Source organism: Corallococcus sicarius (assembly GCF_003611735.1).
Lineage (GTDB): Bacteria > Myxococcota > Myxococcia > Myxococcales > Myxococcaceae > Corallococcus > Corallococcus sicarius.
Genome location: NZ_RAWG01000072.1, coordinates 21,154 through 34,880 on the forward strand (window position 1 = coordinate 21,154; position 13,727 = coordinate 34,880).

A 13,727-nucleotide genomic window follows, 5' to 3' on the forward strand; every position below is an offset into this window, starting at 1 on the left:
GTGAAGAGGAGTTACGTGCATGTTCGATTCAGTCCTTGACCGAGGGCAAGGACCCAGGTCGCGCTTCGGCGTCGGTGCGGGCATCTCCACGGTGCTCCACGTCGGCCTGCTGGGTCTGGTGGCCTATCTCTCCACGCGCCCTGCTCCCATTGAGGAGAAGGAGGTCGAGGTCACGCTGAAGGCGACCATGGCGCCTCCTCCTCCGCCACCTCCTCCGCCGCCTCCCGCTTCGAAGCCGAAGACGGAGAAGAAGGTCACGCCCAAGCGTCCCAAGGACGTGATCGTGCAGCCGAAGGAAGTGCCTCAGCAGAAGCCGGAAGAAGCCGAAACCGAGGCCGAGCCCGAGGAAGAGGCCAGCGAGGCGGAGGTCGAGGGCGGCGTGGAAGGCGGCGTCGCGGGCGGCGTGGTGGGAGGCGTGGTCGGCGGTGTGATCGGCGGTGTGGTGGGCGGTCAGCTGGGCGGGACGGGCACGGACGTGCTGTCGTTCGGTCAGGGCATGACGCGCCCGGAGCAGATCTCCGGCCCCCAGGTGTCCTACACGCGTGAGGCCATTGAAGCGCGCGTCCAGGGCCTGATGATCGTGAAGTGCGTCATCACGACCGAGGGGAAGGTCGAGCGCTGCCGCGTCATCAAGCCGCTCCCCCACATGGAGCAGGCCGTGATGGACGTGTTGGCCGCCTCACGCTACAAGCCGGTCACGTTCCAGGGCCGGCCGGTCGAGGTCCAGTACACCTTCAACTTCAATCTGAAGCTGCCGCGCTGATCGAGCGCACCTGCTGAAGCAGTCCGCCGAATCCAACCCCTGCGCTCGTGAGGAGGAGCGCTCCCCAGCCATGCAATTCACTCTTGCAGATATTTGGAATCACACGGGCCTCTTCGCCCGCATGATCATCTTCACCCTCGCCATCATGTCGGTGGCGTCGCTGGTCGTCATGGCGGAGCGGATCATCGTCTTCCGCAAGACGCGCGCGGACAGCCGCAATTTCGCCGCGAAGATGGGCGCCATCCTCGCGAAGGGCGACCTGACCACCGCCGCGAACACCAACCTGGGCAAGGACGTGGGCCACCTGGGCCGCGTCATCAACTCGGGTCTGACGGCGTACCGGATCAGCCCCGGGAACAAGGATCTCGCGGTGGAATCCGTGGCCCGGGCGCTGGAGCGCCAGGCGCAGCGCGAAGTGCAGAGCCTCAAGCGCGGCCTGGGCCTGCTGGCCACGGTCGGTTCGACGGCGCCGTTCGTGGGCCTGCTGGGCACCACGATGGGCATCGTGAACGCCTTCCAGCTGATGGCGGCGGCCGGCTCCGGCGGTCTGGGCACCATCTCGGCGGGTATCGCCGAGGCGCTCATCACCACCGCGTTCGGCCTCCTCGTGGCCATCCCCGCCGTGATGGCCTACAACTTCCTGCAGGGCTGGGTGGATGCCCGCTCCGTGGACATCTCCGAGTCCTCCAACGAGTTCCTGGACGTGGTTGCGCGGCACGTGGGCGGCGGCGCCCACTCCTCGCACGCGGCTTAGTTCAAGCCCACCCTGGGACATCCCTGCCCTCGCGGGCGGCCCGGCTGAAACCAGCCGAGCTGCCCCGGGGTGGGTCCCCCCTTCCCGGACACAGGTGTACGCATGGGAATGTCAGCAGGCCCCAAAGGGGGCATCAAGAGCGATATCAACGTCACGCCCCTCGTGGACGTGGTGCTGGTGCTGCTCATCATCTTCATGGTCGTGACGCCCATGCTCCAGCGCGGCAAGTCGGTGGAGCTGCCCAAGGCCACGGAGATCGAAAAGGAAGGCGGCAAGGACGCCGACCCGCTGGTCCTCTCCATCACCCCGGACAAGAAGGTGTTCGTGGAGAATGACGAGGTCAACGAGCAGGGCCTGCAGGACAAGATCGCCGCGGAGATGCAGAAGGATCCGGGCAAGAAGATCCTGCTGAAGGGTGACAACACCCTGAACGTGGGCGACGTGCGCAAGGTCTTGGACACGGCCCGCAAGGCGAAGGCGAAGCAGATCGCCCTGGGTGTCGAGGAGAAGAAGTAATGGGCCAGGGAACCAAGCAGCGTCAGTGGGTCAAGCCCGCGTCTGCGCCGAACTCGGAGATCAACGTCACGCCCCTCGTGGACGTGGTGCTGGTGCTCCTCATCATCTTCATGGTGGTGACGCCCCTCCTGGAGAAGGACATCCTCGTCCGGGTCCCGGAGACGGAGGTGGAGAATGAGCCGCCACCGGAGCCCGACGCCCAGCAGATCATCGTGCAGGTGGACAAGGACGGCACCTACTCCATCAACACGGAGCAGATCGCCGCCGCCGACTACGTCACCCGCCTCAAGCGGATGCTGAACGCCAAGAAGCCGGACGAGAAGGTCGTCTTCTTCATGGCGGACGACGCGGCCAACTACGGCAAGCTCGTCGTGGCGCTCGACGGAGCCCGCGCGGCGGGAGCGAAGATCCTGGGCATGGCCACCGAGCTGCCGCCGAACGCGGTCATCCCGGGCGCGCTGCCGACGACGCCCGAAGGCGCGCCTCCCGCGCCCGCGCCGACGCCCTGATCCGCTCCTCCGGACAGGGCTGACGCAACCTCAGCGGTCGCAGGGTTCAAAGAGAAGCTCGCTGGCGGGGATCCTTCCCCCATGCCAGCGGGCTTCTTGCTTTGCGGGCCACGTCCCCGCCCGGGACGGCGCATCTGACGCGGTGGATGGGCGCTCCCGGCACTTGTGAGGCAATGGCGCTGGTACGCGCGTTGCTCTCCCCTCCCCCGGCGCAGGTGGCGAGGGGGAGACGATGCTGGCTCGGGTGCGGTCGGGGGCGTTGATGGGCATCGACGCGGTGGTGGTGGAGTGCGAGGTCGACATGGCGCTCGGGCTGCCCTACTTCAACGTCGTGGGGTTGCCGGAGGGGGCGGCGCGGGAGTCGAAGGTCCGGGTCGTCTCCGCGCTGAAGAACAGCGGCTTCGACCTTCCGCAGAAGCGGATCACCGTCAACCTGGCCCCCGCGGACATCCGTAAGGAGGGAGCGGCGTTCGAGCTGCCCATCGCGCTGGGAGTGCTTGCCGCGGCCCGGCTGATGGAAGAGGAGCCGCTGGGGCAGTACCTCTTTGGCGGAGAGCTGTCGCTTGATGGCTCCATCAAACCCATTCGCGGAGTGTTACCGCTGGCCGTAGCGGCCCGGAATGGCGGCTTCCGCGGGGTCATGGTTCCTGCCGCCAATGCGACAGAAGCAGCGCTCGTGGAGGGGCTCCAGGTGCTGCCGGTGGCCCACCTGCGAGAAGCCGTGGGGCATCTCACGGGCAGCGCCCCGCTGACGCCTTTGCTGCGCGCGGCGACGCCGGGCGTCGGTCCGCGAAAGGCGAACGCGGACATGGCCGACGTGCGGGGCCAACCGGAGCTGAAGCTGGCCCTGGAGCTCGCGGCGGCCGGCGGCCACAACATGCTCATGGCCGGTCCTCCGGGCTCCGGGAAGACGATGCTGGCGCGACGGCTGCCGGGCATCCTTCCGGAGATGAGCTTCGACGAGGCCCTGGAGGTGACGAAGATCTACTCCATCCAGGGTCTGCTGGGAGACGAGCAGGCCCTGATGCGCGAGCGTCCGTTCCGCGCGCCCCATCACACGCTGTCCGACGCGGGGCTCGTGGGTGGAGGGCCCGCGGCGCGACCGGGGGAGCTGTCCCTGGCCCATCACGGCGTGCTGTTTCTCGATGAGCTCCCGGAGTTCCGCAAGAACGTGCTGGAGGTGCTGCGCCAGCCCCTGGAGGAGGGCGCCATCCATCTGGCGCGGGCGAACCAGCACATCACCTATCCCTGCCGGGTGATGTTGGTGGCGGCGATGAACCCCTGCCCTTGCGGCTACTTCAACGTGCCGGAGCGCACGTGCACCTGCCCGGAGCACCGCGTCTTCGACTACCACGCGCGCGTCAGCGGCCCCCTGTTGGACCGCATCGACATCACCGTGCAGACGCGGCCCGTGGAGTACCACCAGCTCGCCGCGAAGAGCCAGGAACTGCCCAGCCAGTACTACCGGCAGCGCGTGGAGGCCGCGCGCGAGCGGCAGCGCACCCGCTTCCAGGATGCGCCGGGGGTGTACTGCAATGCCCAGATGCCTTCCCACCTGCTGCGCCGCTACTGCGTGCTGTCGCCCCGCGCGGAGCAGATGCTGGAACTCGCGGTCCGCCACCATGGCCTGTCCGCCCGCGCGCATGACCGCATCCTCAAGCTGGCCCTGACGCGCGCGGACCTGGAAGGGCACGGGCGCATCGAGGATGTGGACATGCAGCTCGCCGTCGACTGCCGGATGCTGGACCGCCGGGGCTGGCTGCACGCCAACACCCAGGGGCTGGCGGGCGCTTCACGCCCCACTGCGCCTTCCTGGCGAACGGATCCGAAGGACAGCGCGGGTCGCTGGCCTCCGAGCGACAAGGCCTGACACCCGGAGCCGAGGACGTCAGGACGGAACGCGCACGGGGACAGCGGCATCACGCGAGGACGGGGGCGCGGCAACGACCGGCGGAGACGCGCCCGGAGCCGCTCCGGGCAGTCGCTGCTCCGCGATGCGTTCATCGGGGCGGGACACGGGGCCGGTGATGATGCGCGCCGAGCTGCCGAAGGTCAGGTACGCGTAGGCCCAGTTGAGCAGCACGGCCAGCTTGCTCCGGAAGCCCACGAGGAAGGTGATGTGGATGAAGAGCCAGGCCAGCCAGGCGACGAAGCCGGATTGCTGGACGCGGCGGAAGGCCACGCCCACGGCATGGCCCCGGCCGATGACGGCGTAGGTCCCCCGGTCCCAGTAGCGGAAGGGCTTCATCGGCTGGCCCGCCAACTGGCGGCGGAGGTTGAGGACCGCGTGCTTTCCCTCCTGCATCGCCGCGGGCGCCACCCCCGGAACGGCGCTTCCGTCCTCCTGCTTCACGAGCGCCAGGTCCCCCACGACGAAGATGTGGGGATGCCCGGGCACGGTCAGCTCGGGCGTTACCGGAACGCGTCCCGCCCGGTCCAGCGCCACGCCGAGCGAGCGGGCCACCGGGGAGGCCTCCACTCCCGCGGCCCAGAGCACGGTGCGGGCGGCCAATCGCTCCGCGCCCATGTCCAGACCCGTGGCGTCGATGTTCGTCACGCGGGTGCCCGTACGGACCTCGACCCCCAGATTCTCCAGCACCTTGCGGGCGTCGAGGGAGAGGTTCTCGGGGTAGGTGGGGAGCACCCGGTCCATCCCCTCGATGAGGATGACGCGCGCGTCTCGCGGGTCGATGTTCTGGAAGTCGCCCGTCAATGAGCGGCGGCTGATCTCCGCCAGGGCTCCGGCCAGCTCCACGCCCGTGGGGCCTCCTCCGATGATGGCGAAGGTGAGCAGCGCGCGGCGGCGCTCGGGATCCGGTTCTCGCTCGGCCCATTCAAAGGCGAGCAGCACCCGCCGACGGATCTCCACCGCGTCCTCGACCGTCTTCAACCCCATCGCGTATTGCGACCAGGCATCATTGCCGAAGTACGAGTGCGTGGCCCCGGTGGCGATGATGAGGAAGTCGTACGCCAGCTCGCCGTCGGACAGCAGGACGCGCTTGTTCGCGGTGTCCACGCCGGTCACCTCCGCGAGCAACACCTGGACTTGCTCGCGTCCGAGCATCGCCCGCAGCGGCGCGGCGATGTCGCTCGGGCTGAGCGTGGCCGTGGCCACCTGGTACAGCAGCGGCTGGAAGAGGTGGTGGTTGTGACGGTCCACCATCGTGACGCGAACCCCTGCCTTTCGCAGGTACCGGGCCGCGTAGAGGCCGCCGAAGCCGCCTCCCAGGATGACCACATGGGGAAGGTTCTCACGGGTCGTTTTCACACGGGAAGAAGTGACGCGGGCACTCCCCGGCTTCAATGCAATGCATTCTGGCTCCCCAAGCCAGGCTGTCATGTCCCTCCCGTGCCCGCTTATGCGGACACGCTCCTCCTTGCGTCTTCTCAGGTGCCGGGAGACAGCCGTGCCGCTCCACCGCGCTGGACGGACATGACGGACCTGGACGCACCTGGAACGACCTTCACCGGGGAACTCGCACGGCATGTCCGTTGCTGTCTCCAGGCCCGTGGCATCAAGCCCACGGGGCGGCGAGGGAGTCAGACGAGATGAGCAGGCTGACGGAGAAGTTGAAGGCAGTGGCGGCGGCGGTGGCGTCCATCGAGAAGCAGTTCGGCCGGGGCGCGGTGATGACGCTCGGGGCGGATGCGCCGGAGCAGAAGGTGGCGATCATTCCCACGGGTTCGGTGGGACTGGACCGTGCGCTGGGCGTGGGCGGCTATCCGCGGGGACGCGTGGTGGAGCTGTTCGGCAACGAGTCTTCCGGGAAGACGACGCTGACCCTGCACGCCATCGCCCAGGTCCAGGCCGTGGGGGGCGTGGCGGCCTTCATCGACGCGGAGCACGCGCTGGACCTGTCCTATGCGCGCAAGCTGGGGGTGCGCGCGGAGGAGTTGCTGGTGGCCCAGCCCGACACCGGGGAGCAGGCGCTGGAGATCACCGAGCAGCTCGTGCGCTCGGGCGCCGTGGACCTGATCGTCGTGGACTCGGTGGCGGCGCTGGTGCCTCGCGCGGAGATTGAAGGTGAGATGGGAGATGCGCACATGGGCGTGCAGGCGCGGCTGATGAGCCAGGCCTTGCGCAAGCTCACCGGCGCGGTGAGCCGCTCCGGCACGTGCATCATCTTCATCAACCAGATCCGCATGAAGATTGGCGTGATGTTCGGCAACCCGGAGACGACGACGGGAGGCAACGCGCTGAAGTTCTACGCGTCGGTGCGGATGGAGATCCGCCGCATGGGCAACCTCAAGGAGGGGGATGCGGTGGTGGGCTCGCGGGCCCGCGTGAAGGTGGTGAAGAACAAGCTGGCGCCCCCGTTCCAGGAGGCGGAGTTCGACGTGCTCTATGGCACCGGCATCCACCGCGCCGCCGAGGTCCTGGACCTGGGGGTGGGCGCGGGCGTGGTGGAGAAGTCCGGCAGCCACTTCAGCCTGCGCGGAGAGCGCATCGGACAGGGCCGGGAGCGGGCCTGCGAGTGGCTGCGCGAGCACCCGGACGTCCTGGCGTCCCTGGCCCGCGAGTTGGTGGGCGCCGCGGCGCCGCCCGTATCACCGGCCTCCGTCGAAGCAGCCTAGGGGGCCGGTTGAAGCGCATCCAGCGAGAGCGGGACCTCCAGCCGGCGCTGTCCGGCCCGCAGCAACAGGTGCCCCTCCGGGGCCTCCTCCAGCAGCTCGCCGAACTGGTACTGCGCATCACGGGAGAAGCGCGCCTTCGCCCTTCCCTGCTTCACGCGGCAGGTGAGGACACCCTCCGGTGTGAGCTGGAGCGAGGAGGGATCCAACGCTTCCGCCGTCCGGTCGCTCAGGCGCAGGGACACACGCTCGTCCGGCGTGACGTCCACGATGCGGACCTCATAGGCCGCGTCCTCTACCTGGACGTAGCACCAGTCCGGAGCGATGCGGAGCTGGTAGCGCCCGTCGTCGTCCAGGACCAGGGAGGCATTGAAGAGCTCGATGATCTTCGGGTGCTCGATGGGCTCATCGTCGTGCCACCAGCGAAACGCGGCATCGAGGCGGATGCCGCTGTCCTCACGGGTGTGCCAACGCTTGCCAGGAGGGGGCTGACCGGTGGGAGGTTGCATGTCGCCCTTTATGTGCGCGTGGGGCTCGGCGAATTCAAGCCGCCGGGCCCTGCCCGCCTACCAGTTCCGGACGAACTCCGTGTAGCCGCGAAAGGCCACGGCGCCCCAGAAGTTCACCAGCACGCCAAGCGCCAGCACGGCCACCACGGCGCGGTTGCGCAGGGACCAGCCGCCCACGGCGAAGAGCAGCAGCAGGTAGGGCGTGTAGTCCAGGCTGAACCGGAAGCCGAACTGCATGTAGCCGGTGTTCTGGTAGACGAGGCCGGGCAGCGCGCAGGCCGCCACGGTCAGCCACAGCGGCCAGTGCAGGCGAGGCCGCGTGCGGGGAACCAGCAGGAACACCAGCAGGGGCAGCGTGAGCAGCAGCGTCAACCCGTGCGGGTCGTACGACAGTCGGGGCGGAGACAGGGACACCTGGGGCAGCTTGAAGAACGCGGCCTGGAGGTTGCGCGACAGGTACTCGAGGTTGAAGAGGCCGAAGCGGTCGATGTCCGCGTTCACCCGGTTGTTGAAGAAGTACGAGTGGCCGAACTCTCCGGGCTTGCCGAAGCGGTAGACGTTGTACGCGGCGGCGAGCAGGGCCAGGGGGCCAGCCCCCAATCCAAAGAGACCGAGCTTGCGGAGGGCGGGCTTCCACGCGGTCGGAAGTGCCTTGAGCTGGGCCAGCCGATCCGGCCCCGGGCAGAGCGCCTCCAGGACGAAGAAGAGGCCCGCGAACACGAGCGGCGTGCGGGTGAGCACGGCCATGGAGAAGAAGAGGCCGGCGAGCAGGGGGCGCCGGGCCTTCACGGCGTTGCGCACGTACAGACACGTGAGCGCCACGCCCATCACCTGCGCGCTGAACCAGACCTCGCCGCGGATGGCGCAGTAGAAGAACAGCGTGCCGAAGGCGAGCACGAGCGACAGCACCACGTTGTCGGCGCGGTTGCGCTCGGTCTCCCCTTCCTGCGCCAGGAAGCGCAGCAGCGAATAGAAGAGCGCCACCGCGAGCGCGCCCACGAAGACACCGAAGGACGTGTCGTTGAACTGGTAGCCGTGCAACGCCACGAAGGGGAGCATCACCACGGCAGGGAAGGACGGGAAGCTGACGAACCAGCGGTCGGTCCGGAGGGGGCGTCCCTCGCACCGCACCTTCTGTCCCTCCACGAGCCGCACACAGGCCCAGTCCTCCAGGTTGGGCAACACCTGCGGATCCACGTCGAGCCGCCCGTCCAGCCAGGACTGGGCCTGGTAGATGAAGTGCGGCGCGGCGCTCTGCCGGAGGAAGCGCTGCGAGCTGAAGCTGGACAGCACCGCGAACGCCACCAGGAACAGCACGACCTCCACGCGGTAGGCCGACAGCCACAGGCGCACCGCGCTCCACACCGGATGCGGGCCCTTCACAGCGGCGGGCCCGGGTGGGGCCGAGGTCTCCAGCGGCAGGGGGTTGCTGGACGCGGGCTCGGGCAGGGCGGAGGACGCAGGGGCTTCCGGGACGGACGTGGCGCCGGAGAGCGGGGCCTGGGGCGCCGTGGACGGGGCTTCCGGAGCGGAAGGACGGGGACGCTTTGACTTGGAGCGACTCATGGAGACACGGGGGCAGCGAGCAGGTGCAACCTCAACATTTCCAGCACGTGGGCCGCGGCGAACAGACGCACGCGGTCGCGGTCACCCGCGAGCGACACCCGCTCGCAGCGGGGCTCCAGGTCAGGGCCGGCCAGTGCGCAGTAGACGGTTCCCACGGGGTCCTCGGGCGTCCCGCCTCCGGGACCGGCGTAGCCCGTCACCGACAGGCCGAACGTCGCACCGCAGGCGGTGCGAACGCCCTCGGCCATCGCGAGCGCCGTCTGCCGGGACACGGCGCTGTGCTTCGCCAGGACTTCCGGCGCGACGCCCACCCAGGTGGACTTCATCTTCTCCGAGTAGACGACCGCGCCCCCCACGAACACCTGGCTCGCGCCCGGCACGGCCGTGAGGTCCTGCGCGATGAGGCCTCCCGTGCAGCTCTCCGCCACGGCCAGCGTGTGCCCGGCACGCGCCAACAGGTCCAGGAGGACGGGGGCGTATCCGCTGCTGTCCGCGCCGTACACGTGCGTGCCCAGCACCGCGCGACACGCGGCCTCCGCGGCGGCGAGCGCGGCGTCGGCCTCCGCCTGGGTGGGCGCTTCGGCCATCAGCTTCAGGTGGTTCTCGGGGGCGTGCGTGCGGAAGCCGAACACCACCCGGGGATGGCTGGGGGCCAGCGGCATCACCTGCTGGTTCAGCACCGATTCGGGCAGGCGCACCGTGCGCAGCAGGCGGAAGGCCCGGAAGGTGCGGTGGGGCTCGGTGGCGAGCCCGGCGCGCACGCGCGGCAACACCTCTCCGTCCACCAGCGCGCGGTACTCGCGGGGGACGCCCGGCAGGAAGAACAGCTGCGCGCGGCCAAGCTTCTGGATGACCAGCGGGGCCGAGCCCTGGGGGTTGCGCACGGGCTCGGCTCCCTTGGGGATCCTCGCCATGCGCAGGGCGCCGGGGTTCATGTCCATGCCTCGGGCGGCGTAGCGCTCCTTGAGCCAGCCCAGGACCGTCGCGTCCTCCTCGATGGGCACGCCCGCGGCGGCGGCGGCGCACTCCAGCGTGAAGTCGTCCGCCGTGGGGCCCAGGCCGCCCGAGACGATGACCACGTCCGCGCGCGCCGAGGCCTCCAGCAGCGCGCCCGTGATGTCCGGGCGGACGTCACCGACCACGGTCACCCTTTCGACCTTCACGCCCAGGTCGAAGAGGCGACCTTCCAGGTACGTGCTGTTGGTGTCCGTGATGAGGCCGGTGACGAGCTCGTCACCGGTGCACAGCAGCTCGACGCGCATGGGCCGGGCATCCTAGCGGTCCCGGGCCGGGAGGGCACGGTCCGCGTCCTCCCTCATGCGCCTGGCCGCTCAGAGGTACGCGGGACCGTCGTCCGGGGCCGCGTTGGCCTCGGAGTCCTCGTCGTCGTCCTCGTCCAGCTCGGCTGCCACGGCCACCGCCGCGACAGCGCCCGCGCCCGCGCCGACCTTGCGCGAGGCCAGCCGGCTGCGCACCGAGACCGCCGACTCCACGAGGCCCATCACGAGGTACGCGAAGAAGTACGTCACCAGCACCCAGGCCGGATGGAACTGCTGGGCAATGAACCCGCCCGTGAGCGCCATGGCCATGAAGACGAGCGCCGACTTCCGGCCGGGCCGCGCGTCCTTGAAGGTGCGGTAGCGCACCGTGGACACCATCAGCAGGGACAGCGCGCCGGCCGCCAGCGCCACCGGCAGGCGGGCACCGTCACCCAGCGCTTCGCCCTGCGACGCCACGTGGTGGGAGATGATGAGCGAGACCAGCACGCCCGCGGCCAGCGGGATGGGCAGGCCCACGAAGAAGCTGCCACCGCCGCCGTGCGGGTTGCGCATGGCAATCACGTTGAAGCGCGCCAGCCGCATGGCGCCGCACGCCATGAACGCGAAGGAGATGAACAGGCCCCAGAAGCCCATGGGCGCCAGCGCCCACTTGTAGACGAGCAGGGCCGGGGCCGCGCCGAAGGACATGACGTCCGCCAGGCTGTCGAGCTGCATGCCGAAGTCGCTCTGCGTCTTCGTCAGCCGGGCCACCCGTCCGTCGAACCCGTCGAAGAACATGGCGAAGAGGATGGCCAGGGCCGCCTGGTACAGCTGCACCGGCGTCGCTTCCCCCGAACACAGGGTGATGGCGTAAAAGCCACAGAAGATGGAGGTGACGGTGAAGAGGTTCGGGAGCACGAACATCAGTTTCCGCAGCTTCATCGTTCCCTCGACTTCCCCAGGTGGTCGGCTGCCCATGCGGCAGAAACGGCGAGGGAACGGACCTTAGCAGGGTTTTATTCGCGCCGGAGTCGGTCCCCGGTCGCATGGAGGAGAAATGCCGTTCGGGCGCTGGGCCCTGTGGGGATTGGAGGCGGCGGTCGTCCTCCTGTTGGTCAATATCGCGTGGGTCCTGCTGGTGCGGCGCTGGTACCGCCTGCGAGGGCCGCTGCCCGTGATGCTGCGGGCGCGCTGTGCTGACGGCTGGGAGCTGGCCGTGCACTCGCGGCGAGCGCCCGTGCGCCGCTTCGCCGAGCCGGTGCTGCTCTGCCACGGGCTGGCGGCCAACCGCTACACCTTCGATTTCGAGCCGCCCTACTCCGTGGCGCACTACCTCAACGATGCCGGCTTCGACTGCTTCACCGTGGAGTGGCGCGGCACCGGGCACTCACGGCGTCCGCCCCAGGGCAGGCGTCCCACGGACTTCACCATCGACGACCACATCACCCAGGACGGGCCGGCCTTGTTGGAGCTGGCCCTGAAGGAGACCGGAGCGAAGCAGGCCTTCTGGCTCGGTCACTCGCTGGGAGGTCTGGTGGGCTATGGGGTGGCCCAGGGTCCCGACGGGGGGAAGCTCGCCGGCCTGCTGGAGCTGGGAGCGCCGGTGCACCTCAAGTCGGAGCCGTTCCTGCGCACGCTCATCTCGCTGGGCGTGCGCGCCGCGTGGCCCGGTGCAATCCGGCAGGAGTGGATGAGCGCCAGCATGGCCCCCTTCCTGGGCTACATCGCCCTGCCCCTGTCCGACCTCGTGGTGAACCCGCGGCACATGCCGCCGCGCGTCCTGCGGCAGGTCACCGCCAACATGATGTCGGCGATGAGCCGCAAGGTGCTGCTCCAGTTCCAGGACTGGATCTCCCACGACGCGTTCCGCTCCTATGACCGCACGACGGACTGGCGTGCGGGCATCTCGAAGCTCCAGCTGCCCGTGCTGGTGATGGGCGGCAGCGCGGACCGGCTGGCCACCGCCGCCAACGTGGAGTCGCAATACGCGCTGCTCACGTCTCCCGACCGCACCCTGCACGTCTTCGGTCGGGACCGCGGCGACAAGATGGACTACGGCCACGCCGACCTCATCTTCGGCACCGGCGCCCCGACGGAGGTCTACCCCGTCATCCGCGAGTGGCTGGAGCAGCGCGCCACGCCCCTGCCCCCCACGCCCGCGCCCGTGCCCTCGTCCCCCCTGGGCTGAGGCTTCAGGGGCGTCGCGGAAGGGGCTCCCACTGGACGCAGGGGGCCTCCACGCCCTGCGTGTTGCGCGCATCCACCTGACGGAGCTGGACGCGCGTCTGGCCCTCACAGTCGGCGGACACCAGCGCGCTCCGGGTGTTCTTCACCGTGAGGGCTTCCGCCCGCAGCTGGCCCTCCTCGAGGGCCAGCAGCACGGAGCCACCGGCGTCGTGGACCTCAATGCCGCGGGCCTCCAGCGTCGCGTGCGTGTCCGCCGCCAACGCCGCGAACTCGCAGGCGGAGAGTCTGGCGTCCCGCAGCACCACGTGGGCCCGCTGCGTCGCCAGCACGCAGGTGCCCTTCACGCCGTGGACCGCGACGGATTCGACGTCCGCGTCCACCTGGCGCAGGTGGAGACCATCTCCGGCGATGCCATCCGCCGTGCTCACGCCCGTGATGCGTCCGTCGCGCAGGCGCAGGCGCCCCTGCAACGCCACCACGCCGTACTCGCGCGACCCCTCCAGCCGGAAGCGCCGGACCTCCAGGTCCGAGTTCGTGAGCTGCAGGGCCCCGTAGGTGCCCGCGTCCTTCACGACCACGTCCTCCAGCAGGCCGCTCGTGGCCGTGAGCCCCAGGCCCGCCCGCTGAGCGTGCTCCGAGGTGAAGCCCCGTACCGACAGCCGGGCCCGGTTCGTCGTCACGCCGTACTCGTGTCCCTGGACCCGTACGTCCACGAGCTTCAGCGTGCCTTCCACCGTGAGGAACGCCGGCCCCGTGCCTCCCGAGGCCCGCGCCCGCTCGACCTCCGCCAGCCCCCCTTCCTGGCTCAGCGCCACCTGGGGTCCCTGGAAGCACGCGCCCTCCAGGCGGACCATGCCCCCGCCCCGGACCCGCACCGCCCGCTCGTAGGGGCCCGTGAAGTGGCTGTCCCGGAGGACCAGCGTCGGCGGGACGGGCGCTCCCGTTCGGGCCTCCACGAGCACCCCCACCGCGACCGGAGGGGCGACTTGCTGCGAGGCGGGTTCCCAGGCGCGGTCGCCCTCCATGGAGCACCTGGCGCTTCCCTGCGCCGGACCGGCCCCTCCCGCCTCGAACCGGAGTCCGCTTCCTTCC

Annotated in this window: 13 protein-coding genes; 7 read left to right on the forward strand and 6 right to left on the reverse strand. The window is 69.7% G+C overall.

Annotated elements, in window-relative coordinates; genetic code table 11:
• The first annotated feature begins 19 nt into the window (after nucleotides 1-19).
• The 5 genes from D7X12_RS14120 to D7X12_RS14140 all read left to right on the forward strand — a co-directional run bounded on the left by D7X12_RS14120 (nucleotide 20) and on the right by D7X12_RS14140 (nucleotide 4,412).
• Nucleotides 20-763: an energy transducer TonB gene (locus tag D7X12_RS14120; protein ID WP_120625796.1), complete on the forward strand. Its 744-nt coding sequence runs from the start codon at nucleotides 20-22 to the stop codon at nucleotides 761-763.
• Between the two features lie 70 nt (nucleotides 764-833).
• Entirely contained in the window at nucleotides 834-1,517 is a 684-nt protein-coding gene (locus D7X12_RS14125; protein WP_120625797.1) for a MotA/TolQ/ExbB proton channel family protein, read from the forward strand.
• 102 nt (nucleotides 1,518-1,619) lie between these two features.
• Nucleotides 1,620-2,033, forward strand: coding sequence for an ExbD/TolR family protein (locus D7X12_RS14130; RefSeq protein WP_120625798.1), 414 nt, complete (start codon nucleotides 1,620-1,622; stop codon nucleotides 2,031-2,033).
• Nucleotides 2,033-2,542 (forward strand): ExbD/TolR family protein, encoded by a 510-nt coding sequence (locus tag D7X12_RS14135; RefSeq protein ID WP_120625799.1) that lies wholly within the window; start codon nucleotides 2,033-2,035, stop codon nucleotides 2,540-2,542. Before D7X12_RS14130 ends, D7X12_RS14135 begins: the two co-directional genes overlap by 1 nt.
• A 232-nt stretch (nucleotides 2,543-2,774) precedes the next feature.
• Nucleotides 2,775-4,412, forward strand: coding sequence for a YifB family Mg chelatase-like AAA ATPase (locus D7X12_RS14140; protein WP_244224541.1), 1,638 nt, complete (start codon nucleotides 2,775-2,777; stop codon nucleotides 4,410-4,412).
• An 18-nt stretch (nucleotides 4,413-4,430) separates the two neighbouring features.
• On the opposite strand, the gene D7X12_RS14145 is transcribed toward D7X12_RS14140, so the two are convergent.
• The gene (locus tag D7X12_RS14145; protein ID WP_244224542.1) at nucleotides 4,431-5,780 is read right to left on the reverse strand and encodes an NAD(P)/FAD-dependent oxidoreductase; all 1,350 of its coding nucleotides are present in this window, start codon (nucleotides 5,778-5,780) and stop codon (nucleotides 4,431-4,433) included.
• A 311-nt stretch (nucleotides 5,781-6,091) separates the two neighbouring features.
• On the opposite strand from D7X12_RS14145, the gene recA reads away from it, so the two are divergent.
• Nucleotides 6,092-7,117: a recombinase RecA gene (gene recA / locus D7X12_RS14150; RefSeq protein ID WP_120625801.1), complete on the forward strand. Its 1,026-nt coding sequence runs from the start codon at nucleotides 6,092-6,094 to the stop codon at nucleotides 7,115-7,117.
• Here recA and D7X12_RS14155 read toward each other — a convergent pair.
• The 4 genes from D7X12_RS14155 to pssA form a co-directional block, all read right to left on the reverse strand.
• Nucleotides 7,114-7,623, reverse strand: a complete 510-nt coding sequence (locus D7X12_RS14155) for a DUF1285 domain-containing protein (RefSeq protein ID WP_208719020.1) — start codon at nucleotides 7,621-7,623, stop codon at nucleotides 7,114-7,116. The two genes, recA and D7X12_RS14155, sit on opposite strands and share 4 nt — an antisense overlap.
• Before the next feature lie 57 nt (nucleotides 7,624-7,680).
• Nucleotides 7,681-9,189 (reverse strand): hypothetical protein, encoded by a 1,509-nt coding sequence (locus D7X12_RS14160; RefSeq protein WP_120625803.1) that lies wholly within the window; start codon nucleotides 9,187-9,189, stop codon nucleotides 7,681-7,683.
• Complete coding sequence (locus tag D7X12_RS14165; protein ID WP_120625804.1) at nucleotides 9,186-10,451, reverse strand: CinA family nicotinamide mononucleotide deamidase-related protein; 1,266 nt, start codon at nucleotides 10,449-10,451, stop codon at nucleotides 9,186-9,188. The genes D7X12_RS14160 and D7X12_RS14165 overlap by 4 nt, the downstream gene beginning before the upstream one ends.
• Nucleotides 10,452-10,520: 69 nt before the next feature.
• Nucleotides 10,521-11,390 carry a CDP-diacylglycerol--serine O-phosphatidyltransferase gene (gene pssA, locus D7X12_RS14170; protein WP_120625805.1) on the reverse strand — a complete coding sequence of 290 codons (870 nt, stop codon included), beginning with the start codon at nucleotides 11,388-11,390 and terminating at the stop codon, nucleotides 10,521-10,523.
• A 115-nt stretch (nucleotides 11,391-11,505) separates the two neighbouring features.
• Between pssA and D7X12_RS14175 the strand changes: the two genes are divergently transcribed.
• Complete coding sequence (locus D7X12_RS14175) at nucleotides 11,506-12,636, forward strand: alpha/beta fold hydrolase (protein WP_120625806.1); 1,131 nt, start codon at nucleotides 11,506-11,508, stop codon at nucleotides 12,634-12,636.
• Nucleotides 12,637-12,640: 4 nt separating this feature from the next.
• On the opposite strand, the gene D7X12_RS45030 is transcribed toward D7X12_RS14175, so the two are convergent.
• Nucleotides 12,641-13,727 (reverse strand): hypothetical protein (locus D7X12_RS45030; protein WP_208719022.1); only part of this gene is annotated, 1,087 nt, incomplete at its 5' end.